This window comes from Rahnella sp. GSA61A (assembly GCF_019969905.1).
Lineage (GTDB): Bacteria > Pseudomonadota > Gammaproteobacteria > Enterobacterales > Enterobacteriaceae > Rahnella > Rahnella aceris.
On sequence record NZ_JAHXYO010000001.1, the window covers coordinates 403674 to 426445 of the forward strand.

Annotated in this window: 19 protein-coding genes and 1 pseudogene; 11 read left to right on the plus strand and 9 right to left on the minus strand. The window is 49.8% G+C overall.

Features of this window, described 5'->3' with window-relative positions:
- Positions 1-39 precede the first annotated feature (39 nt).
- Positions 40-354, plus strand: coding sequence for an L-rhamnose mutarotase (gene rhaM / locus LC431_RS01765; protein WP_013577125.1), 315 nt, complete (start codon positions 40-42; stop codon positions 352-354).
- Here rhaM and LC431_RS01770 read toward each other — a convergent pair.
- Positions 329-2503 carry a YgiQ family radical SAM protein gene (locus tag LC431_RS01770; protein ID WP_223509189.1) on the minus strand — a complete coding sequence of 725 codons (2175 nt, stop codon included), beginning with the start codon at positions 2501-2503 and terminating at the stop codon, positions 329-331. The genes rhaM and LC431_RS01770 overlap by 26 nt on opposite strands.
- Before the next feature lie 259 nt (positions 2504-2762).
- On the opposite strand from LC431_RS01770, the gene LC431_RS01775 reads away from it, so the two are divergent.
- Positions 2763-3494, plus strand: a complete 732-nt coding sequence (locus tag LC431_RS01775) for a hypothetical protein (RefSeq protein ID WP_013577127.1) — start codon at positions 2763-2765, stop codon at positions 3492-3494.
- 67 nt (positions 3495-3561) lie between these two features.
- Here LC431_RS01775 and LC431_RS01780 read toward each other — a convergent pair whose 3' ends face one another.
- The 3 genes from LC431_RS01780 to LC431_RS01790 form a co-directional block, all read right to left on the minus strand.
- Positions 3562-5214: a dihydroxyacetone kinase subunit DhaK gene (locus tag LC431_RS01780; protein ID WP_112197406.1), complete on the minus strand. Its 1653-nt coding sequence runs from the start codon at positions 5212-5214 to the stop codon at positions 3562-3564.
- Between the two features lie 145 nt (positions 5215-5359).
- Positions 5360-6727, minus strand: coding sequence for an L-serine ammonia-lyase (locus LC431_RS01785; protein WP_037033510.1), 1368 nt, complete (start codon positions 6725-6727; stop codon positions 5360-5362).
- Between the two features lie 103 nt (positions 6728-6830).
- On the minus strand, positions 6831-8114 hold the full coding sequence (locus LC431_RS01790) for an HAAAP family serine/threonine permease (RefSeq protein WP_013577130.1): 1284 nt from the start codon (positions 8112-8114) through the stop codon (positions 6831-6833).
- Positions 8115-8701: 587 nt separating this feature from the next.
- Between LC431_RS01790 and LC431_RS01795 the strand changes: the two genes are divergently transcribed.
- The 3 genes from LC431_RS01795 to LC431_RS01805 are packed head-to-tail and all read left to right on the plus strand — an operon-like array spanning position 8702 to position 11085.
- The gene (locus LC431_RS01795; RefSeq protein WP_013577131.1) at positions 8702-9289 is read left to right on the plus strand and encodes a YfiR family protein; all 588 of its coding nucleotides are present in this window, start codon (positions 8702-8704) and stop codon (positions 9287-9289) included.
- 2 nt (positions 9290-9291) lie between these two features.
- On the plus strand, positions 9292-10572 hold the full coding sequence (locus LC431_RS01800) for a diguanylate cyclase domain-containing protein (RefSeq protein ID WP_037033512.1): 1281 nt from the start codon (positions 9292-9294) through the stop codon (positions 10570-10572).
- Between the two features lie 15 nt (positions 10573-10587).
- Positions 10588-11085 carry an OmpA family protein gene (locus tag LC431_RS01805; RefSeq protein ID WP_013577133.1) on the plus strand — a complete coding sequence of 166 codons (498 nt, stop codon included), beginning with the start codon at positions 10588-10590 and terminating at the stop codon, positions 11083-11085.
- Between the two features lies 1 nt (position 11086).
- Here LC431_RS01805 and LC431_RS01810 read toward each other — a convergent pair whose 3' ends face one another.
- Positions 11087-11959 carry a LysR family transcriptional regulator gene (locus LC431_RS01810; protein WP_013577134.1) on the minus strand — a complete coding sequence of 291 codons (873 nt, stop codon included), beginning with the start codon at positions 11957-11959 and terminating at the stop codon, positions 11087-11089.
- Between the two features lie 104 nt (positions 11960-12063).
- On the opposite strand from LC431_RS01810, the gene budA reads away from it, so the two are divergent.
- Both budA and alsS read left to right on the plus strand, forming a co-directional pair.
- The gene (gene budA / locus LC431_RS01815) at positions 12064-12846 is read left to right on the plus strand and encodes an acetolactate decarboxylase (protein ID WP_013577135.1); all 783 of its coding nucleotides are present in this window, start codon (positions 12064-12066) and stop codon (positions 12844-12846) included.
- A gap of 27 nt (positions 12847-12873) precedes the next feature.
- Positions 12874-14550, plus strand: a complete 1677-nt coding sequence (gene alsS, locus LC431_RS01820; protein ID WP_131638385.1) for an acetolactate synthase AlsS — start codon at positions 12874-12876, stop codon at positions 14548-14550.
- 32 nt (positions 14551-14582) lie between these two features.
- Here the strand turns inward: alsS and LC431_RS01825 are convergent, their stop codons facing one another.
- Positions 14583-15416 (minus strand): HNH endonuclease, encoded by an 834-nt coding sequence (locus LC431_RS01825; RefSeq protein WP_198670057.1) that lies wholly within the window; start codon positions 15414-15416, stop codon positions 14583-14585.
- Between the two features lie 469 nt (positions 15417-15885).
- Here LC431_RS01825 and LC431_RS01830 point away from each other — a divergent pair, with 469 nt between their 5' ends.
- Entirely contained in the window at positions 15886-16107 is a 222-nt protein-coding gene (locus tag LC431_RS01830; RefSeq protein WP_223509190.1) for a hypothetical protein, read from the plus strand.
- A 65-nt stretch (positions 16108-16172) separates the two neighbouring features.
- Here the strand turns inward: LC431_RS01830 and LC431_RS01835 are convergent, their stop codons facing one another.
- Positions 16173-17309 carry a porin gene (locus LC431_RS01835; RefSeq protein ID WP_131638388.1) on the minus strand — a complete coding sequence of 379 codons (1137 nt, stop codon included), beginning with the start codon at positions 17307-17309 and terminating at the stop codon, positions 16173-16175.
- Positions 17310-17938: 629 nt separating this feature from the next.
- Here LC431_RS01835 and LC431_RS01840 point away from each other — a divergent pair.
- Complete coding sequence (locus tag LC431_RS01840; protein ID WP_013577141.1) at positions 17939-18274, plus strand: hypothetical protein; 336 nt, start codon at positions 17939-17941, stop codon at positions 18272-18274.
- A 146-nt stretch (positions 18275-18420) separates the two neighbouring features.
- Here LC431_RS01840 and fic read toward each other — a convergent pair whose 3' ends face one another.
- Complete coding sequence (fic, locus tag LC431_RS01845; protein WP_223509191.1) at positions 18421-19497, minus strand: protein adenylyltransferase Fic; 1077 nt, start codon at positions 19495-19497, stop codon at positions 18421-18423.
- A gap of 255 nt (positions 19498-19752) precedes the next feature.
- On the opposite strand from fic, the pseudogene LC431_RS01850 reads away from it, so the two are divergent.
- A pseudogene (locus LC431_RS01850) lies at positions 19753-20121 on the plus strand (conjugative coupling factor TraD, PFGI-1 class); the annotation flags it as partial.
- A gap of 289 nt (positions 20122-20410) precedes the next feature.
- Here LC431_RS01850 and LC431_RS01855 read toward each other — a convergent pair.
- Positions 20411-21073 carry a hypothetical protein gene (locus LC431_RS01855; RefSeq protein ID WP_223509192.1) on the minus strand — a complete coding sequence of 221 codons (663 nt, stop codon included), beginning with the start codon at positions 21071-21073 and terminating at the stop codon, positions 20411-20413.
- A 626-nt stretch (positions 21074-21699) separates the two neighbouring features.
- Here LC431_RS01855 and LC431_RS01860 point away from each other — a divergent pair.
- Positions 21700-22269 carry a hypothetical protein gene (locus tag LC431_RS01860; protein WP_223509193.1) on the plus strand — a complete coding sequence of 190 codons (570 nt, stop codon included), beginning with the start codon at positions 21700-21702 and terminating at the stop codon, positions 22267-22269.
- Positions 22270-22772 lie beyond the last annotated feature (503 nt).

Genomic DNA, 22772 nt, shown 5'->3' on the forward strand with positions numbered 1-22772 from the left:
CCCTGCGAAGGGGGGGAGTAAATCTAACCGGAGAAAAACATGATCCGTAAATCCTTCGTGATGCAGGTTAATGCGAATGCACACGATGAATATCAGCGCCGTCATTCGCCAATCTGGCCGGAGCTGGCGGAAACCCTGAAAGCCCACGGCGCGCATCACTACAGCATTTTTCTTGATGAAAAACGTAATCTGCTGTTTGGCTATGTGGAAATAGAATCAGAAGAAAGATGGAACGCGGTAGCAAAAACGGAAATCTGCCAGAAATGGTGGAAGCATATGGCAGACGTAATGCCTGCCAATGCCGATAACAGCCCGGTCAGTAACGATCTTAAACCGGTCTTTTACCTCGATTAACCCGCTGACCAGCGGGTTTTCCTTTTCCGGCAGACGGATTTTGCGCTTTTGAGGCGGTAAAACGCGTGGTGGCCGGTTTCGCTTTGCCTGAAACTGACGCCGCAAACTTCGGATCAAAACCGTCCGGCGGCACCAGGCAATCAGGCCGGATGCCAATCAGACGGCGCATGCCCATCGCGGTCAGCGCCTCGCGGATCACCGGCCAGTTCACCGGATCGTGATAGCGCAGCAAGGCTTTATGCAACCGCCGCTGACGATCGCCTTTCGGCACCACGACGTCTTCACTTTTATAATCCACTTTACCGAGCGGATTCTTGCCGCTGTAATACATGGTGGTGGCGCTGGCGAGCGGCGACGGATAAAAGTTCTGCACCTGATCCAGCCGGAAGCGATTTTTCTTCAGCCACAGCGCCAGGTTGATCATGTCTTCAGTACGTGTCCCCGGATGTGCGGAGATAAAGTACGGGATCAGATATTGCTCTTTTCCGGCCTGTTTGGAATAGCTGTCAAACAGCTCCTTGAAGCGGTAATAACTGCCCATTCCAGGCTTCATCATTTTGGACAGCGGTCCGGCTTCAGTATGTTCCGGCGCGATCTTCAGATATCCCCCCACGTGATGTTCGGCCAGCTCTTTGATATAACGCGGATCTTCTACCGCCAGATCGTAACGTACGCCCGAGGCGATCAGTATTTTCTTGATGCCCTTCAGGCTGCGCGTACGGCGGTAAAGGTTGATCGTCGGTTCATGGTTAGTGTCCATGTGCGTACAGATTTCCGGATACACACAGGACGCACGGCGGCAACTTTGTTCCGCTTTCGGCGACTGACAGCGCAGCATATACATGTTGGCGGTCGGGCCACCCAGATCGGAAATCACGCCGGTGAATCCCGGTACATTGTCGCGGATCTCTTCTATTTCGCGGACGATCGACGCTTCCGAGCGGCTCTGAATGATCCGCCCTTCATGCTCGGTGATCGAACAAAACGCACAACCGCCGTAACAGCCACGCATAATATTGATCGAGAAACGGATCATGTCATATGCCGGAATTGTCGCTTTGCCGTAAGACGGGTGCGGTACGCGCTGGAACGGCAGGCCAAACACTTCGTCCATTTCTTCGGTCGACAGCGGGATCGCCGGTGGGTTGATCCACACATAGCGGTCACCGTGTTTTTGCATCAGGGCACGCGCACAGCCAGGATTGGTTTCGTGATGCAAAATGCGCGAGGTATGCGCGTAAAGCACTTTATCAGCCTTCACTTTTTCAAATGACGGCAACAGAACGTAGGTTTTCTCCCACGGTTTCGGCTTTGGCGCGCGCACCGTTACCGGTTGCGGCGCATCCGGCGCAGGCAACTCTCCTTCCGAGCACGGCAGATCTTCGCCATACGGGTTCATGATCGGTTCAATCCGCCCCGGCTTATCGAGCCGCGTGGAATCCACACCGCTCCAGCCGATAAGCGCCGTTTTGCGCATCACGGCAGTGTTACGCACATCGTGAATATCAGTGATAGATTCGCCCGCCGCCAGACGGTGCGCCACTTCCACCAGCGGCCTTTCGCCGTTGCCATAAATCAGCATGTCAGCTTTGGAATCCACCAGTACCGAGCGCCGCACGGTATCGGACCAGTAATCGTAATGTGCAATACGTCGCAGGCTGGCTTCGATACCGCCGAGCAAAACCGGTACATCGCTGTAGGCTTCTTTACAGCGCTGCGTGTAGACCAGCGTCGCGCGATCTGGACGTTTTCCACCCACGTTACCCGGCGTATAGGCATCGTCATGACGCAGCTTCCGGTCGGCGGTATAACGGTTGATCATCGAATCCATATTGCCGGCAGTCACGCCGTAAAACAGATTCGGCTTCCCGAGCCTCATGAAATCTTCTTTGCTGGTCCAGTCCGGCTGCGCGATGATCCCGACGCGGAATCCCTGCGCTTCCAGCATGCGGCCGATGATCGCCATGCCGAAACTCGGATGGTCAACATACGCATCGCCGCTCACCACGATCACATCACAACTGTCCCAGCCAAGCTGTTCCATTTCCTCCCGGGTCATCGGGAAAAACGGCGCAGTGCCGTAGCATTCGGCCCAGTAACGTGGGTAAGAAAACAGGGTGCGATCGGGTTGGATCAGACTGACTGGCATAGTAAGGTCTTCGTTCGGCGGCAAATAATTGGCCGCAAATTATACGGGGACGGAAACTGCGGCGGGTGAGCAAATCGCTTAAAATTGTTTTAGATCAAATTATGTTTTCTGACTGAGCGCCGTATTATATCCAGGTTGCTCCGGCGCGGAGGGTCTCAGCAGATCCAGTATTTCTTAAGAAGTCATTTCCTTTATAACGGCAATAAAGAGTGCTCAAATAGTCCATTGCTGAATCAGGTTTTAAAGGAAAAATAGCGTTATGGATAATAAACGTTTCCAGAAATTACTCTTACCCAAGCTTACCGAAGCCATGCTGTTTACGCGTTCACGACTGTCGCTGAAATCTGCCAATAAGTTTTATCCGGATAAAAGAATGATTGATGGTCTGATGATGTCGGATCCTAAAAAATACCGGCTGCATTCACTGGGCGGCGACAGGGATCGGGGTGCCATGGTGCGGGGTCTGCGAAAGCTCAATCTTTCCTCCCAGCAGCTTTACCGGAAAGTTGAAGAAGATTATCGCAACGGGAAAGAAAATGCGGGCAACTGCGGCGAAAATGCCCGCGTCGCATTTTGTTATATCAGTGAAAACATTCAAAAATGGGAAAGGCTCGCCGGTACGCCATTAAAAGTGATCAGCATCTTCATTACGCGTCCGGTCGACCATTGCCTGGTATTAGTCGGCACCCAGCCTGTACATAACAACGGCAAAATCCTTGAGAACGCACTGATTTGCGATCCGTGGGCAAAGATCGTCTGCCCTCTGGCGCATTATTCTCTTGAGTGGAAAATGAAAATGAATAAATGGTCTAACCGTGGCCTGAAGGGGAAATATCCCGGCGGTGTTTACGACCATTTTGCTAACAGGGATTCCCGTGAAGCGATCCGTATCGGCAAGTTCGTTATTTATGAACAAAATCAGTACAAAATTTCACAGCGGATCCATGATAAAAAGCTTTATTCGCTGATTGATCCCAATGCGATTACCTGACGTTTTCATTGCCATAAAAAAGGCCTGCCGGTTTCCCGCAGGCCTTTCTTTTTTGCTGAGCTCAATCTTATTTTTTCGCCAGCGCCTCAAACACTTTTTCAACGGCCACTGCGCCGGGATCTTTCACCCCTTTCAGGCTGTTGCTGCTGAGATAAGAAGAGCGCCCCGCATTGGCTTTCTTCATGCTGGCCGTGTCTTTGGCCCCTTTGGCTGCCGCTTTAGCCGCCCCTTTCAGCGCATCTTTTTTGCCAAGGGCTTCCAGCGCCGGTTGCAGTGCGTCGATCATCGTGCGATCCCCGAGATCTGCCCCGCCGTAATGCTTCATGCGTTCGAGACCGGACAGCAACGCTTTCGGCAACTTCTCACCCTCACCGACTTTCTTACCGGCGGCGGTAAAGAAGATCGACATCAGCACGCCGCTGGATCCGCCCATGACGGTCGCCAGACGATCGCCGACAACGCCCAGAAGATCGGCCACATTATTCAGCGGTAATCTTTTGCCTTTGTTTTCTTTCTGGATATCGCGCGCGCCGGTGGCAAACGTCGAACCGGTATCGCCGTCACCGACTTTGGCATCGAGTTTATTCAGCTCATCTTCCAGATCAGAAAGTGTCTGAGTAATGGTTTCAACGATTTTGCCAACCTGCGCATTGGACGAGGCTTTTACCGTTTTCTTATCGCTGATTTTCTTGCCTTTTTTGATCGCCAGTTTCTCAAGCTTCACCAGAGGCTGCCAGCCGGAGGCTTCCACTTCTGCCAGCAAGGCTTCCTCAATGCCGCCTTTAAGGGCAATCACCGAGAGCGAGAACCCTTTCATATCCAGCGCACTGACCAGCGATGCGGGGCCAATCAGATAACGGATCGAACTGCCGAGCGCAGAATGCACCAGTTCTTTGGTGATCTGATTCATTTCGAGCGGAGAGACGCCGCCGAGGTTATTGATCAGCACCGCCAGCTTGTCGCTTTTCTTCACATGTTCCGCAAGCTTGCCGACCAGCGTATCCACCACTTTTTTGCTGTTCTGGGTTTTCATGGTCGACACACCCGGTTCGCCGTGAATACCTAATCCCAGCTCAACGTGGCCCGATTCGATACGTTGCTCTTCTTCATCTTCACCGCCTCCCGGCAGGCTGCACCCCGCCGCCGCGACACCAATACTGGCGGTCGCATTAATCGCCTGCTGGGCGATTTTGGTGACATCTTTCAGGGATTTGCCCTGCTCAGCCGCGTAACCGGCAATTTTATGCACCAGCGCCGTACCGGCGATGCCGCGTGGCTGCTTGTTTTCCGGCAGGGAAATGTCGTCGGAGACCATCACCAGCTCGACGTTATAGCCCATACCTTTTGCTTTCTCAGCGGCCAGACCAAAGTTCAGACGGTCGCCGGTGTAGTTTTTGACGATCAGCAGACAGCCCGCTTTGCCGGTAACCGCCACAATCGCGTTCAGCACGGCGTCCACGCTCGGAGAAGCAAACACTTCGCCACACACCGCCGCCGTGAGCATGCCTTTGCCGACAAACCCCACGTGCGCCGGTTCATGACCCGAGCCACCGCCTGAAATCAGCGCAACTTTTTTCTTATCCCAGTCACGCCGCACGACAACGCGGATTGCCGGATCGATGTCCAGTTTTGCCAGGTTTTTGTAGGGAGAGGTCAGGATCACCCCTTCAATAACATCGTTAATCAGAGTCTTGCGGTCATTCATAAAGAATTTAGACATACCGGACCTTTCCTTTTAACTGTTTTCCAGGTGAAAAAAAGAGCTTCTACGCAGTATAGATAACCCAAAACATAACACAGGGAAAAGTAACGAAGGGGGCGGGAAAGGCGGTTTCCCGCCTTTTAGGAAATGATGAGAAAAGAAATCAATTGCAGGCGAGAACCTTGATAGCCAACCCGCCTGTCGAGGTTTCACGGTATTTCGAGTTCATGTCCTTGCCGGTTTCGTACATGGTTTCGATGACTTTATCGAGGCACACACGCGGTTCGCTGGTGCGGCGTAATGCCATACGCGACGCATTAACGGCTTTCACAGCCGAAATGGCGTTACGCTCGATGCATGGCACCTGAACCTGTCCGGCCAGCGGATCACAGGTCAGCCCGAGGTGATGTTCCATCGCGATTTCTGCCGCCATAAACACCTGCGCGGTGCTGCCGCCCAGCAGTTCGGTCAGACCTGCTGCCGCCATAGAACAGGCCACGCCCACTTCGCCCTGACACCCCACTTCCGCACCGGAAATCGAAGCGTTCATTTTGAACAGAATACCGACCGCGCCGGAAGCCAGGAAGAAGCGGCTGTACGAATCAGGGCTGATCGGGCGGATAAACTGATCGTAATACGTCAGCACGGCAGGAATAATGCCACACGCGCCGTTGGTCGGTGCAGTGACCACACGCCCGCCTGCCGCATTTTCTTCATTAACCGCCATCGCGTACATGTTGATCCAGTCAACAACACCCATCGGATCGACATTGTTCTTATCCTGCGTCACCAGAATGCGGCGCAGTGCGGCGGCACGGCGGTTGATTTTCATCGGTCCCGGCAGCAAGCCTTCGGTATGAATGCCACGCGTAATGCCTTCGCTCATCACATTCCAGATGGCCGCAAAGTGATCGCTGATTTCTGTGCGTGTGTGTCCCGCCAGTTCGTTTTGCAGCATCAGTGCCGACAACGACAGGCCGGTGTCCGTACAGTGTTTTTGCAAATCGCTGGCCGAACGGAACGGATACGGGCGCACCACCGGATTTTCATCCTGCATCCCAAATTTGCTGGCTTCGACAATAAAGCCACCGCCGATAGAGTAATAGGTTTGGGTATAGAGCAGTTCATCGCCGCTGAACGCACTGATTGTCATGCCGTTTTCGTGCAACGGCAGATTACCGGAATGGAAATTCATGCCTGAGCTGGCCGGGAAATCCACTTCTTTTGCGCCCTTGCCCAGCATCAGACGTCCGGTATTTTCTACCTCACGGATAAACGCCGGGATCGCATCGATATCCACATCATCCGGCATATTCCCCGCCAGCCCCATGATAATAGCCAGATCAGTGTGGTGACCTTTACCGGTTAATGATAATGATCCGTAAACATCAACCGCCACGCGGGTGGTTTGGGTTATATGGCCTGAAGAGATAAGTTCATCAGTGAATATTTTCCCGGCTTTCATCGGGCCAACAGTATGCGAACTGGAAGGACCAATACCAATTTTGAAAATATCGAAGACGCTGATCACGGTGGGTACTCCAAGTGAAATTATTTACGGGCGGAATAAACAGAAAAACGGGAGAGAAAGGAGCGGGATATTCCCGCTCACTTTATTTCAGAAGCTTTAATCATTAACCCATCAGGCTGAATACAATGGCTGACATCGCAATCAGACCCATTACAGCAACGAAGACATTACTGATATGGCCGCTGTATTTTTTCATCGCCGGAACTTTACGGATGGCATACATTGGCATCAGGAATAACAGCATCGCAATAATCGGACCGCCCAGCGTTTCGATCATACCCAGAATACTTGGATTCAGGGTTGCCACTAACCAGGTGGTTAATAACATGAAGATACCGGTATAACGGTTCAGCGTTGGCAGGGCAATTTTCTTGCCTTTACTGCGCAAAGATTTAATCACCATGCCGTTAAAACCTTCGCGTGCACCCAGATAATGGCCGAGGAAAGATTTAGTAATGGCAATAAAGGCAATAAATGGCGCGATATATTCAATGACCGGGTTAGAGAAGTGGTTCGCTAAATAAGACAGAATAGACACGTTTTGCGATTTGGCTTCCATCAGGTCGGCCGGAGACAGGCTCAGGACGCAGCTGAAGACAAAGAACATCACCGTGATCACCATCATGATGTGGCTAAATGCCAGAATGCGCGAACATTTTTTCTCAGCGCCATCACCGTATTCTTTGCGTTTTGCCACTGCAAAAGAGGAGATAATAGGCGAGTGGTTGAACGAGAACACCATCACCGGGATCACCAGCCACAGCGTCATCAGCATACCGTGACCTACGCCGTTACCGGAAAGCGAGGCGTTTGTAAACACTGACATATTCCAGTTAGGAATAAGGTAAAGCGCCAGCGCCATCAGCACCGTCACAAACGGGAATACCAGAATACTCATCGCTTTCACGATCATATCCTGACCAAAATGCACCAGTGTCATTAATCCGAGGATCAGGATCAGTGACAGCAACGCACGCGGTGGCGCATTCATATGCATCTGGTGAGTAATAAAACTCTCAACCGTATTAGTGATCGCCACGCTGTAAACTAGCAAAATAGGATAAATGGCGAAGAAATACAGCAGTGTAATTAATTTACCGGCCGTAATACCAAAATGTTCTTCCACGACTTCCGTAATATCTTCACCGGCATTTTTACCCGATAAAACAAAACGGGTTAATCCGCGGTGAGCGAAGAAAGTCATTGGGAAGGCGAGAATCGCCATAATAATTAACGGAATTAATCCGCCAATACCGGCATTAATAGGAAGAAAAAGAACACCCGCACCAATTGCCGTTCCATATAAACCTAACATCCACATGGTGTCAGTTTTACGCCAGGAACTTATTGATTTTTCAGACAGCGTCCCGATTGTTGTATTATCCATGATTCCTCAGCACCTAATTATAAAAATAATTCCGTTTTCCCCAGGAATGGTTGATGTTTTTTTACTGCACCCGTCATCGAAAAAACCACCCTGACGGTTAAAACATACCATTAATGCGGGCATGATACCTATCAGCAGCATAAAAATCTGACTAACGGTGTGGCTTTGAGATCATGGTCACGAATATAGCTAAAATGCCGTCTATTATTCCTTTAAATTCCAATCTATTAACATTTCCTGCAATTTAAATTCATCAAACGGTGATTACGGTAACATTTATTTTTTGTCATATTTTGTTATGACCGTGACTATTATTTTAATAACGGTTGAAATAACACCAATGTGTATTATTTATCGACGCCGCCCCTCTTATCGCTGCTCAAAAATCAACCACGCTCATTAACCTAAACATTCATTAGATTCTCTTCAGTATTCGCTGTTTTCCTGGTTTCTGTAAAAAATTCTACACAAGATGCGTGTTGTTTCAGGGTGAAAAACTTTTTATTGACGCTTTCAGAAATCATGCCGATAAAGTTATTCTTATTCCGGTGAAACAATTTCAACCGGAAGAAACACAGAGTGACGCTATGGAAAAAGCCCGATCACCTTTTTACCTGTTAGTGAAGATACGTGTCGGCCATTTTTTTAAGGCTGCGTATGGCTTCGCCCTGCTGATGGTGCTTCTGATCGCTCCGTTAAAACCGGTTATCGCAGAAACCAGCGAGACGTCACCCGACGCCGCCGTCGCCCAGACCGTTAACGGTATCCTCAGTTATTCGCGCTGGCCCGACAAAACGACCTCGTCTTCTTTAACACTTTGCATCATTCAGCCAGTTAAATACGCGGCGCTACTCACGCCCGATGGCAGCGCTTTTGCTGGCAGACCGCTCAAAGTGATGACGTTGCCTTTTGACAGCCCGCTGCTGACCGCGCAGTGCGATGCCATTTATTCCGGCAGAATAACGGCTGAACAGCAGAACGATTTGCATCAGCGCCTGGAAGGCCATGCCATTTTAACGATCAGCGAAGAAGACGAGACCTGCGGATTACTGAACGCTTTCTGTCTGGTGATCACGCCCCTTCACACCGGATTCAAACTGAATCTGGACACGCTGTCCCGCAGCGGTGTGCGGGTTAATCCCGCCGTATTACAACTTGCCAGGGAAAAGGAGTAACCATGGAAAATAAAATTCCTGTTCCTGACACAGAACAGCCGCGCCAGCGCCCGACGCTGAATGCCGCACTGAACAGAATCCATGTGATTGTGATTTTGACCGCGATTGGCCTTGCCGGTTTTTTACTGATCTTGCTGGCCCTGATCGCCCTGCGTTCGCATGCCGAAAATAATCTGCAACTGACCGCACGCGCTATCAGCTACACCACCGAAGCGGCGCTGGTGTTTAATGATCCTGCCGCCGCGCACGAGTCGCTGGAGTTCATCGCTAAACGCGGCGATTTCACGCAGGCTAAAATTCTGACCCCCGCCGGTGCAACGTTCACAGAATGGCAGCGGCCGGTGAACAGCAACTGGGACAAGCTCGGGCAGTTCGTCGGCCACCTGGCTTTCCCGGAGCCTGTCACGATGCCGGTGAACCATTCCGGTTCGCTCATCGGTACGGTCTGGCTCGCCGGTAATGGCGGAACCCTGGCGGGTTTCCTGCTGGAAACGGTGCTTAGCCTGATCGGCTGTCTGGTACTGACGGCCCTGGTGGCGCTGTATTTTTCCCGCCGGATGCAAAAAGGTATTGTCGATGCTCTCGGCCACATTACGCGCGTCACTCATGACGTCAGCGCTAACCGTTCGTTCAGCCTGCGTGTCCCTTCTGCGCCGATTGCCGAGCTGCACACGCTGAGCCAGGACTTCAACAGCCTGCTGACGGAGCTGGAAGCCTGGGAAAACCATATGCGCAACGAGAACGTCTCACTGACCCAAAAAGCATTGCATGACGGATTGACCGGCCTGCATAATCGCGCGTTTTTCATTGATACGCTTAATCAATGCTTTAACCCGATGCGCCCGGCGCTGTCACTCGCGTTGCTGTTTATTGATGTCGATAACTTTAAAGAGATCAATGACTCACTCGGTCATGCTGCCGGAGACCGCGTGCTGATGGTGATTGGTGAACGGCTGGCGAAAACACTGCGAAAAGGCGATGTGCTGGCGCGTCTGGGCGGTGATGAATTTGCCATCTTGCTTGAACCGATGGTTTCCACCGCAGAGGCCGTGGCTTTTGCCGAACGCATTGTTGAAATCATGAAAACCCCTGTCATCCTGCTCAATAACAAGACGCTGGATGTTTCTCTCAGTATCGGTATCGCGCTGTCGCCTTCTCAGGCCACTAACGCGAAAGAGTTACTGGATAAGGCCGATGAGGCCATGTACCGCTCGAAAAAAATTTCCGGCAGTTGCTGGCATGTTTCTTCAGGCATGCCGCTTCCTGTCGTGATGAAAGACTAAAAGGAATTAATGACAATGAATACCTGCAACACTTTCAAGACCTGGTTTCAGTTCGCCGCAATGGGGCTGTGCATTCTGCTGCTGGCCGCCTGTCAGACCAAACCGGCGGGATTAACGCCGGAACAGATCGCCGTACTGCAAAAAAACGGCTTCTCACAGACAGCCGAAGGCTGGGAACTCGGGCTGGATGCTAAAGTGCTGTTTGGCAATAATCAGGCGACGCTTTCGACAGAAAGTAAGCAGTCGGTGGAAAAACTGGCCAGTGAACTGCTGCATGTCGGGCTGAATAAAGTCAATCTCGACGGCCATACCGACAACTACGGCGACGCCGGTTACAACAACGATCTGTCTCTGCGCCGCGCTAACACCGTTGCCGCCGCCTTTGCCGATGCCGGCATGCCACGCGCCAATATCCATACCCGCGGATTAGGGCAGAGCCAGCCGGTCGCCAGCAATAAAACCCAGGCCGGACGCGCCCAGAACCGTCGCGTTTCTGTGATTATTGTGGTGTAACTTACAACAACCCCACCATATGCAGCGCCGCCTTGCAGTTATCGGTTCTGCGCCAGGCCAGAGCGATCTGCGTCGTTAATGTCTGCCCTGCCAGGGGCAGACAGCGCACATTGGTTTCATCAATCTTACTCAGCGACGCCGGCACCAGCGCGTAACCAAATCCTGTCGCCACCATACTCAGCGCCGAGGTAATTTGCGGACACTGCTGCCCGTAGCGCGGCGAAAATCCCGCCTCTTTACACGCCTGTGTCACGGCATCATAAAGCCCCGGCGATAAATCGCGGGGAAAGGTGATCAGCGTGTCGTGGCGCAGCGCTGCCAGCCGGACTTCTTTCCCCTGACTGAGCGGATGTTTCTTCGGCAACGCCACCATCATTTCCTCAATATCCAGCACCTTATAACTGAACTCCTTGCTGCGCTCGCAAGGCAGACGGATAAACGCCGCATCCAGCGCGCCCTCGCTCATCGCGGTCATCAGCCCCGCCATATCTTTTTCCTGCGGCTCCAGCACCATGCCCGGGTACTTGTCACGGAAGCGATGCAGCAGCTCAAACACCTGCGGATTGAAGGCCGTTGAGGTGGCAAAACCGATGCGCAGCGTACCGTTCAGGCCGCGTGCCACCGCGCGCGTACGTTCAAAGGCGGCATCGGTCAGTTTGATGATGGTTTGTGCGTCGTCATACAGCACTTTTCCGGCTTCGGTAAGCTCGACGCCACGGGTCAGACGCTTGAGTAAAGGGGTTCCGATTTCATGTTCGAGCCGCTGGATTTGCTGGCTCAGGGGAGGCTGGGATATTCCCAGGAGTTCGGCAGCACGGGTGAAGTGGCCCGCCTCGGCTACCGCGACAAAATAACGCAGATGACGAAGTTCCATATCAAAAACGTCTCAAAGTAAACACCTCCTTATATTGGAACTCAGGACGGAATGGGGTCAACCTTTTAGTTAGCAAAGTTAATTATTCGACGGAGACCTCCTGCATGAAAAGCCATTCTGAGTCCTGTTCCTGCGTCGCCGATATTGCCCGCACGGCGACAGCGTTTAAACATCAGCATCCTGACCGCGTGCTTTATCAGTCGTCACTGATGAGCGCCTTGCTGAGCGGCGTCTATGAAGGCGACACCACGATGGCAGACCTGCTGAAACACGGCGATTTTGGCCTCGGCACCTTTAACCATCTCGACGGCGAACTGATCGCATTCAACAGTAATATCTTCCAGTTGCGTGGCGACGGCAGCGCCCGGCGCGCCCTTCCTGAACAAAAAACGCCCTTCGCCGTCATGACATTCTTTAACCCGACTAATGAATACGTGATTGACCGCCCGCACAGCCGTGAACAAATCCACGCCGTAATTGATAACGCCGTCGCCAGTCAGAACACCTTCTGCGCATTGCGCATTGATGGTGAGTTCAGCCGCGTCGAGACTCGCACCGTACCGGAACAGCACCGCCCTTATAAACCGATGCTCGAAGCCATCGAAGCGCAGCCAACATTTCATATTGAAAACAGCCAGGGCGTGCTGATTGGCTTTCTGACACCTGCGTATATGCAGGGCATCAACGTGGCGGGCTATCACGAACATTTCATCAATCAGACACGCAGCAGCGGCGGCCATGTGCTGGATTACCAGGTTGAGCGCGGCGTGCTGACTTTCGGCACGGTCGAAAAGCTGTTGATCGACTTTCCGCAGGACAGTGATTTCCTGCACGCCAACTTATGCCCTGACGATTTAAATGATGCGATTCAGTCCGTTGAAAGTTAACAGTCCGCAGACAAAAGGAATAAAGCCATGAAAAATTCAGACAGCCAAAGCGAATGGAAATGCGGTGCGGATCTGGTCGTCGCGCAGCTTGAAGCACAGGGTGTCAAACACGTGTTCGGCATTCCCGGCGCAAAAATCGATCGTGTTTTCGATTCGCTGGTCGATTCCCGCATCAAAACCATTCCGGTGCGTCACGAAGCCAACGCCGCCTTTATGGCCGGTGCCGTCGGCCGCCTGACCGGGAAAGCGGGCGTCGCGCTGGTCACCTCCGGCCCCGGTTGTTCGAACCTGATCACCGGCGTTGCCACCGCGACCTCCGAAGGCGATCCGCTGGTGGCTTTAGGGGGCGCGGTGAAACGCGCCGACCACGTTAAACAGGTGCACCAGACCATGGACACCGTCGCGATGTTCCGCCCGGTCACCAAGTATTCCGCCGAAGTCACCTCGTCTTCCGCACTGGCCGAAGTGCTGGCGAATGGTTTTCGCGCCGCCGAGTTCGGGCGTCCGGGTGCAGCATTTATCAGCCTGCCGATGGATATCGTCAATGAACCGGCCAGCGGCAAACTCCTGACCTCGCAACCGCCCGTACTGGGCAGCGCGCCGCACGACGCGATATTGCAGGTCGCACAATTACTGAAACAGGCCAAAAATCCGGTCCTGCTGCTCGGCCTGATGGCCAGCCAGCCGCGCAATGCCGAGGCGATCCGTCGTCTGCTGCATAAAAGCGATCTGCCGGTCACCAGCACCTATCAGGCGGCAGGCGTTATCGATCAGGCTTCGTTCCATCGCTTCGCCGGTCGCGTCGGTCTGTTCAACAATCAGGCCGGTGACCGCCTGCTGCGTAACGCAGATCTGGTCATCACCATCGGTTACAGCCCGGTCGAGTATGAACCGGTGCAATGGAGCAACGGCAGCGCCGAACTGGTCCACATCGACGTGATGCCCGCCGAAACCGACAGCGACTATCTGCCGGACGTCGAACTGGTGGGCGATATCGCCGACACACTGGATCTGCTGACGGAGCAGATCCCGCAGCGCATCGACCTGAGCGCCTCCGCCATCGCGATCCTCGAAGATCGCCGCCAGCAACGTGAACTGCTGGCCCAGAAAGGCCGCAGCCTGAACCAGTTTGCCATCCATCCGCTGCGTCTGGTGCGCGCGATGCAGGACATCGTTAACAGCGACGTCACCCTGTGCGTTGATATGGGCAGTTTTCACATCTGGATCGCCCGTTACCTTTACAGCTTCCGTGCGCGTCAGGTGCTGATTTCCAACGGTCAGCAAACCATGGGTGTCGCGCTGCCGTGGGCGATTGGCGCTGCGCTGGTCGATCCCAGCCGCAAAGTGGTTTCCGTATCCGGCGACGGCGGCTTTATGCAATCAAGCATGGAACTGGAAACCGCCGTACGCCTCGGCGTCAACCTGCTGCACATCATCTGGGTCGATGAGGCCTACAACATGGTGGCAATCCAGGAAGAGAAAAAATACCAGCGCACCTCCGGCATCCAGTTCGGCCCGATTGATTTCAAAGCCTACGCCGACGCCTTCGGCGCCAAAGGTTTTGCCGTCACCTCCGCCGAAACGCTGGAAAGCACCCTGCGCGCCGCCATGGACGTACAAGGCCCCGCCGTTGTCGCCGTCCCGGTGGATTACAGTGATAACGCGCTGCTGATGGGGCAACTGGAGATGGGGCGGATTTTTTAGGGGGTGGGGTTTTTAGATGCAAAACGCCCTTGTCAGGGCGTTTTTTTACTCGCAGCTATCATAGCTTTTAGCTCATCAATCGAGAGCGTACGGTCTTTTTTGCGATGAATGATCCCGTGACAATTGGCGCAAACGGGAACAAGATCGGTTTTTGGATTTACGATCTTCGATTTACCAAATTCGGAAACAGGCACAACGTGATGAATATGGATAAAGTCGGTCGCATATTCTCCGTAGAAATCACCAAAGTTGAAGCCACAAGCGAAACAGGTAGTGCCATGTATGCTTTTTGCCAACTTCTTCAGTTTTGGGTTTCTTTCATACTTTGTAACGAACTTAGAAGTTTTCTTCCCTTCCTCATATGAAACCAGAGACTCTTCATCGGCTTCATCTTCTATACGGATTTCCTCGCTTTTAATGTCATCCATAATAAAGCGTGATTCCGTTAGCGCAGACGCAACAGCAATATCGGCAAAAACCTCTCCTGATATGGGACGAACACTAAAACGCCAATAATTGGTTTTTTGTTGGTCTGGAATTTCTTCGTAATAGACACCGTCATTTTTAGCTAACACAGCCTGTTCAAACGGCTGGAAATCCGTCAATACTGCATATAGATGACCGGCTTCATCCGGTTTGATCTCGCGTATGCGTCCGATACCAAAATAGTGCGGGGCATCAGACAAACGCTGTGACGAATACTCTTTATGCTCTGCCTTTAGCCTCCCTTTGTAATACACAAAACGCATTCCAGGGCTGAGTGACTTTTGATACTGCTTAGGAAAATGATATCGCTCTCCCGTTTTGTCATCCCATTTGGAGTCATCACTCTCCGCAAGAACGACACACATCTCTTCGTCCATCATCTATCGATACCTGTTAGTTGAATCAATAGGTTGAAAGTATAAGATGTTCTCAATTGCATACAACTCATGCATTTATTTTTTGAATGGTTTGACTACTTTTATCGCCAAATAAACGCAATGGACAACGCCGTTACTTTTCAAGTTTCATACCTTTTCCAAGACTTCTCGCAAAACTGAAAACTGCCTAAAAATTCCGCTTACTGTACAAATCCCCACGTATTAAACTCTCTTCACTGCGGCAAAATCCGCAGTCAGAATTAGCGTTCTGTCATTTTCTGGTACCGACAACCCTATGAAAAAATGGGGAATGTGGTACGGTCTGTTCTCACCCAAATTATGGTGGCTCAGACAGTGGCTTCTCATGAAGCACCGGATCCAGAAAACCGGTAACGCTAACGCTGTTTGAGCTACCACCACGAGGTTAGCGTCTCAAGTGGTAGTAAATTCACTATTTTCTGGAGTACTCAACATGCCTAACCTTTACGACAATACCCCGCTGGAACTGGAAGAGATCGTCGATCACTGCCGTGCCTTGTCTTATGCCATTGTGTCGCTGGATAATCCGCAGGCGAAAGATCTGCTGAGCTATATTCTGTGTGAACGGCTTGAAGTGCTGTATCAGACACTGGAAATGCCGATTAGCGAGGATGATGTGGTGAGCGTCGACGTCGCGGAAGCACTGGCGCATTAAGCAGATTGCAGACGTAAAAAAGCCAGCGCAACTGCGCTGGCCTGATGATCCACAAGGCATGTGAATTAGAAATCGTAGAAGACGGTAACCCAGGTGGCGTCCGCTTCGTCGTCTGTGGTGTGCGCTAATGTGCGCTCCACGTAAACAGACAAACCGTAACCGATGGTGGTACCCGCGCCCAGATAAACGTGGTTCGCGTGATATTCTTCGCCGCCTTTCAGTTGCAGGGAATCGGCTGCAACGTATGGCTGGATAGATTTCAGGAACGGCTTGTCGATATTAAAGGTATAACCGACGAAACCTTCCACCCCGTAACCGCTGCCTGCGAAGTAATGATCGACAGGATTTTCACGTGTGCTCGGCACGAAATCTTTGTAATAGCTGCCGGTTCCGACGATGTACCAGTTATTTGGCTGCCAGGTTAAAGCCGTACCAGACAACTGTTGATGATAATCTTTTTCGTTATATTGATTATCTTTAACCGTGGCATCAGTCAGGCTATAAGCCGCACTCCAGACTAAATCTTTGGTGAGTTTATAATCGAACCCTAAACCGCCACCATTATTGCGGCGATAATGCTGATTCTCGCCCGCCTGAATTTCATCTTCCGGCAATAAATAGTTGGCATATAACGTCACAGGGCCAAAGTCGTTGGTATATTTCAGGCTACTTTTCGGCTTATTCGCGCCATCGTAGCTGCCGTTAATACCAATACCCGTACCGCCCGCATGACCATCGTTATCCCAGACGTCACTTTTAATCCCGACAACGGAATAATAAATACCGTACTGGTGGCCGTAGGTTAATGTCCCGTAACGATCGTCTTTAAAGCCCGCATATAACTGACGCTGAGTATCACGCTGACCGCCTTCCGGATAATGATCATTCATACCCAGAAGGTTCGCCATGTCCACACCCAGTTCGTAGTAAGCGATGACGGAGGTGTTTTGCGTCAGTTTATAATCACCACGGAAGCGGAAACGGGTGCCGCCATCGTGACCATTTTTATAATAACCCGGCTCCGGGCCGTTATTGAAAATCCACTCTGGGCGGATGCTCCCGCCGACCTGCAAGCTTAATGGCGCCAGCAAAGCATTACTTTGAGGATTTTTATCTAAAACAGTAATCTCGGCTTGCGCACTGGCAGATAATGCCGACAGCACGACGCCGCCAATTAAGATTGACGCTTTTAAATTGCTCATTATTACCCTGTCTTTATTATTTATGTGATGTGTGTGCGGTCTTGCGCCGCGTATAAATAATTAACATAGGTATGTCGGGGGGCAAAGTGAAAATTCAGAAAGTTCCCTATAAGAGAAAAATATGTTTAGGTGAATTATTAAACAAACAGGTTTTTAAATGTAACTCATAGAAACATTATTTGTATTATTGATTAAACAGGTATCAATACGATGAGTAATCCATCAATCGTAAACGATAAGAATACCAGAATTGAAATATTTAATAACAATTACATCGGAAAAACAGCATCAATAAGTAAATCATGCCGGCGTGATAATAACACTACGTGACAACCCACCGCTTTCATTATTTTAATTTGAGTGGTTTTCAACATCGCCAGAATAATATCCGGTAAATACTGTTATTCATTCACCCATTTCAATTTTTATCTCATGAATAGCGTTCTGGTGGTGAATATCCCCAATTCCCGGAACGGATTTTGCGAGACACATTCCAGATCTGACAACAAAACACTGTAAATATAAACAGGTTATTTCTTTGGCGTACGAACAGGCATAAAGTTCTCTGGCAGCGGCAATCACCTCGCCAGTACCGGGGGCCTCGACTCACTGACAATGGAATGACTTGTATGACTGATTCTGATAACCACACCGCGTTCACTACTAACTCTATCTCCGTCTTTCGCTCGCTTATCGCCGGGCTGGATTTCAGTCACTTTGATGATGCTCAGCTGTATGACCTCAATGCGCTGGCGTCAGAATCCGCCGGCGGGTTATGTCAGGGGCTGTTGTGCTTAAGCGAAGGACTGGAGAACAGCGAGATATTGCTCCCGGAAGGGATTTCGCAGGTCAGCGATTATCTGAAAGCTTCCGCTCACCTGATCCCTGTGCTCTTTGAATTATGCGAGCAGGCCAACAGCGGGCTCGCAAGAAGCAAAAAGCTTACGGTGTATCCGATGAACTGACACGCGCGGCGATATCCTGCATCACATTACGCGCTGTCTGGCTGATTCCACCGAGTTGGTTGCGCAGATTCGGCTCGGTATCTGGGCAAATGGTGATGCCACTGGCATCACCATTTGCCCAAGTTTGTGTTTTCTACATCCATTCCCTACTGATTCAATTCCTGTAGCAGTCTGGTGTTGAGATACAGCTTTTCACGGCCAACGCTCATTTCCTCCAGTATGCCAATTTCGACCAACTGTTTGAGGTACATTGATGCCGTCTGGCGCTTGGCCACCCCACGTTCGACAAGGTTATCGATACGACAATACGGTTGTGCAAAAAGCGCCTGGATAAGTTCATGGGTATAGATTTTCGGCAGCTTCTCGCGTACATACACTGTAGTTTCTGCCATCAATGCCCTAACAACCGCTATTTTATCAGTCGTCCATCGAGATGTGCTCTCCACAGCCTTCAGCATGAATAATATCCACGACTCCCAATCACCTTCTTCTGTCACCCTTCTCAAGAACGTGTAGTAATCATCACGTCTCTCCAGGATGAAGCGGGACAGATACAAGATAGGCAGCGAAAGTAATTCACTCTGGATCAGATACAGTATATTCAGGATACGGCCAGTTCTCCCGTTTCCATCCGGAAACGGGTGGATACATTCAAACTGATAATGCGCAATAGCCATTTTCACCAGCGGATCTAAATCATCATCACCGTGTATAAACCGCTCCCAGTTCGCCAGTAAATTACGAATAACGTCTTCACCCACCGGCGGTGTATATACCACGTTATTATTCTGATCACGCAATACCGTACCCGGCGTTTTTCTGATATCAGTCTGAATTGCGCGCAATTTGGTGCAGATAGCTACCGCTGTGTTTGTACAGAGTGGATAGTCCTCAAGGTGGGTATAGCCATCATAAAGCGCAGTACGATAGCGCAGCGCTTCTTTAGTCGCCGGATCTGCGCCATCTGCGCGGTCAGCATACTGAAAGAGTTGATCGCTGGTAGTTACGATGTTCTCTATGCGCGATGAGTCCTTCGCTTCCAGCATCGGAAGGATGTTTATCAGCAGCCCCTGGTCGGGGATCAACTCACCGGCAGTTTTCAACTCAGCGATTGCTGCGCGCGCATTTATGCACGCTTTGAGTACACTGCGCGTTTCAATACGCTCCAGGTCAGGCGGCAGTATCGGCAGTTCGTTGTAAGGGGTTTCTGGATCCCAGTTCATATGTTTATAAAAACCGTTTTTATCGACATGTGGACATAATATGTCGATACTATACACATGTCACGCTATCACGTTTAAAAAAGCGTATTTTATCGACATATAGCCGAAACGTGTCGATGCCGTAAACATATCCCGACCACATGTTTAAAAAAATGCATTTCATCAACACATAGCCGAAACGTGTCGATGTCATAAGCATGTCCCGATCACATGTTTAAAAAGTTTGAATTAATTCGAACGCCAGACGCTGAGGCTAAAGATGGAGGCGCTGGCGTGCAGGTCACGGTCTATACCCAGACGCTCTCTGATATTGAGGCCCGCATCGGCGACCGCGCCAAAGTGGGCCAGCTGGTCGGCAATTTCAACAGTCTGAGCATGATGCGGGTACGGGTACGGGAAACCGCCACCGCCGACGCTCAGGGTGGCATTAGTTTTTCCAGCAGCACTCAGGATCGCGTAAGCAGTGTGCAGGTGCCACTACTGGAACCCGCCTCACTGATGCAGCTACCTAAAGGTCAGGCATTCGCCCTGCTGGAAGGCGGCCAGCTCTGGAAACTGCGCATCCTGTTACCGGACGCAGCGCGCAATCAACTGATGCCGGAAAACATCGCCCAAATCGCCCGTATGAATTTGCAGGGCTTTCAGGCATGGCGCAAACTTGCATCACCACAGCATGAACACGACATTTTTCAGATACAACTGGATGAGGCGCACGAGGCATGGTTCATCTGCCGCTACGTCGAGCTGCCGCTGAGCATGCGCCGTCAGGACCAGCGCGTCGCCCCGGATTGCTCGGCTGGCTCGCATTGTTGCCCGGAATTCTGGTTGTTTTTTGCCTCGGCACGTGGATGCTGGCGATCGCACTGGAGTGGGGCTTTCAAAAAGTATATATAATCGCCCCATCATCAATAAATCATTCAGATGAATTATTATATTGGGCCTGTAGTATATTATTTAATAACTTACATTCTCCAGATCGGGGAATCAACTTCGCAAAAGCAATAAAGAACAGAAATAAAATTGCAGAAACCAAGTATAACATTAAGTGTCCCCAAACAGGAATTTGTTCATGCCTGTATATAGACAAAACCAAAGACAAAACAGCAAGTAATAAAAACTGCAATGAAAACCAACCATAAATGACGATCTCAAACCAAAAAGAGAATCCCCGCTTAAATATAAGACTACACTTTTCAATTATCAAAAAAGACCTGAATTTCTTGAAGAAATCAACCGGTATTGAAGTCCTATGTTCTACCAATAGCGGCAAAATAATTTTTTGTCTGCCGACATCCGCAATGCCGGTCATGCGATACCCTATTATCCTTGTAATTTCATCTTCTATACAGATGTTGACCTCATCCGAAAGCTTGTGGCTATTCAGCAGATACTGCAACTCATTTAATCTAGAGTTCCTGACTTCATTAATAAATTCGATAATCCCTCGTATTTTCCAAATAACCATCGCCAATGGTCCTGCAATAAAAATAAAGAGAAGAACCTGCTTTATCTGCAATGTCCCGTCAGACACAGCAGCAGTGATCCATCCAATTACTATATCCAGTATTTTATCCATAACCTATTCCAAAAAAATGAAACCTTATATGAGGATAAAACAGCATAACATAAACCTGGTAGTAGAGAGTATGGTCGGGATTTCTTATGAAGATAAGTAATTACTTCCTCAAAGCTCATTATTTCCATTTAATGCTTCATTCCTAAAAAGAATCCAAATTTGGATATATTCGCTATTATTCACAGCACTAAGACTAAAGAAGTAGAAAGTAAACATCTGTAATCTTCATCACATTTACATCAGAAGATCATCTTCAAGTAAAAAATAAATATTTTAGAACACAGAATAATCTGACCCTACCCCAAAATCCTGCTCCATTCAGAAACAGAATTCCGGCATGATAAACACTCCCCTGAACGGAGGTGGTGCCGATGAAAAAGTCACGATTCACCGAAGAGCAGACTGTTTTTGCCCTCAAGCAGGATACTTACACTTAAACCATTGTACTGCCTAATATTACAAGTGTGATTTCATAGACTTTCGAGGGTTTATCGAAAATTCACACCTAGTGATAATAATACCGATGTCAATTTTGAGACAACGAACACAGATTTCTTGGCTGACCATATGGCGTCATGACGAATATGATTTTACGGTAAATGCTTAACCTAAACAGGAAGATAATCTTGCCAGTTACAATCACTCTCAATTTTACCCCAGCTGAAGAAACAGAGGTTGCAGCCATTCTTGGATGCAGTATTGCAGATCTAAATAATCAGCTAAATACCTGCGCAAAAGCCTCACTCAGTGAATACCTTACTATGTTTAGAGGACAAAAAGTATTCAAACGTGGAAGCGACATGCTTGAATATCGATTACTATTATTGATTGAAAACACATTCAATGGCGAGATTCCAGATGAACGGACGGTCAGCAGTCTATTCCAAACTACACTGACTGAAAGTCGCTCGATAATTAAATCTGTAATTTCGAAGTTTCAATATCAACTTCGTCCCCATATCGACAATACCCTTAAAGCAACTTTGCAACGAGCAACACGTCAGAACAATACACAGGATTACACTGTTGTTATAAATAGCCAAAATGTAGTGAATGAACTAAATAAAACCTTAGCCGATATTGATGGAAGTCTTTCAGAAATAATCAAGAAAAAAGGAAGTGTATCCACATTTGAGATACCTCCTTCATCTTACAATCAACTTTGTAACAAGTTTCATATTCAGGCTAATCCATAAATAAAATGAGTGTTCTACTCTCTGCTTCAAGCCTGCTCATGGCAATCGCTGCTATCCTTTTTAGCCTGTGGTATTTGGAGATCACGAAAGCTCTCGAAATAATGCCTAAAGACTATAAAGAGGATAACGTCGCTGCACGTGCAACCGTATCCAGTGTCTTGTTATCCAAAGCACTACCCGTTGCAGTAATGGCTCTAATAATAGCCGCAATCTTTCTACCCGATACAATTAAGCTAATTGGAGAATCTCTAAACACATACCATGAGTCGGGGCTCACAGCGATTAAAAAATATAATGCAGTGAAAACTGCCTATTGTTTTGTAACTCTTCTTTCGCTGACTCTGGCTTTTTACATGTGGGTATTAGTAATACAGCTATGGAAGTTACGAAAAAAATTGAGTTAGCTTAGGTGGCTTACAGCCATCATTTCCCGATTTTCCTGAGCTTTACCATGTAGTGATGTGATGTTACTCCCGAATTAACGCAGTCAGTAAAAGTATGGC

Excerpts from the sequence above, each read along its gene's own strand:
- LC431_RS01825 (WP_198670057.1), bottom strand. The coding sequence starts at position 15,416 with ATGATGGACGAAGAGATGTGTGTCGTTCTTGCGGAGAGTGATGACTCC.
- LC431_RS01840 (WP_013577141.1), top strand. The coding sequence starts at position 17,939 with ATGACTGATTCTGATAACCACACCGCGTTCACTACTAACTCTATCTCC.
- LC431_RS01770 (WP_223509189.1), bottom strand. The coding sequence starts at position 2,503 with ATGCCAGTCAGTCTGATCCAACCCGATCGCACCCTGTTTTCTTACCCA.
- rhaM (WP_013577125.1), top strand. The coding sequence starts at position 40 with ATGATCCGTAAATCCTTCGTGATGCAGGTTAATGCGAATGCACACGAT.
- LC431_RS01835 (WP_131638388.1), bottom strand. The coding sequence starts at position 17,309 with ATGAGCAATTTAAAAGCGTCAATCTTAATTGGCGGCGTCGTGCTGTCG.
- LC431_RS01805 (WP_013577133.1), top strand. The coding sequence starts at position 10,588 with ATGAATACCTGCAACACTTTCAAGACCTGGTTTCAGTTCGCCGCAATG.
- LC431_RS01855 (WP_223509192.1), bottom strand. The coding sequence starts at position 21,073 with ATGGATAAAATACTGGATATAGTAATTGGATGGATCACTGCTGCTGTG.
- LC431_RS01830 (WP_223509190.1), top strand. The coding sequence starts at position 15,886 with ATGCCTAACCTTTACGACAATACCCCGCTGGAACTGGAAGAGATCGTC.
- LC431_RS01810 (WP_013577134.1), bottom strand. The coding sequence starts at position 11,959 with ATGGAACTTCGTCATCTGCGTTATTTTGTCGCGGTAGCCGAGGCGGGC.
- LC431_RS01795 (WP_013577131.1), top strand. The coding sequence starts at position 8,702 with ATGGAAAAAGCCCGATCACCTTTTTACCTGTTAGTGAAGATACGTGTC.
- alsS (WP_131638385.1), top strand. The coding sequence starts at position 12,874 with ATGAAAAATTCAGACAGCCAAAGCGAATGGAAATGCGGTGCGGATCTG.
- fic (WP_223509191.1), bottom strand. The coding sequence starts at position 19,497 with ATGAACTGGGATCCAGAAACCCCTTACAACGAACTGCCGATACTGCCG.
- LC431_RS01800 (WP_037033512.1), top strand. The coding sequence starts at position 9,292 with ATGGAAAATAAAATTCCTGTTCCTGACACAGAACAGCCGCGCCAGCGC.
- LC431_RS01790 (WP_013577130.1), bottom strand. The coding sequence starts at position 8,114 with ATGGATAATACAACAATCGGGACGCTGTCTGAAAAATCAATAAGTTCC.
- LC431_RS01775 (WP_013577127.1), top strand. The coding sequence starts at position 2,763 with ATGGATAATAAACGTTTCCAGAAATTACTCTTACCCAAGCTTACCGAA.
- budA (WP_013577135.1), top strand. The coding sequence starts at position 12,064 with ATGAAAAGCCATTCTGAGTCCTGTTCCTGCGTCGCCGATATTGCCCGC.
- LC431_RS01780 (WP_112197406.1), bottom strand. The coding sequence starts at position 5,214 with ATGTCTAAATTCTTTATGAATGACCGCAAGACTCTGATTAACGATGTT.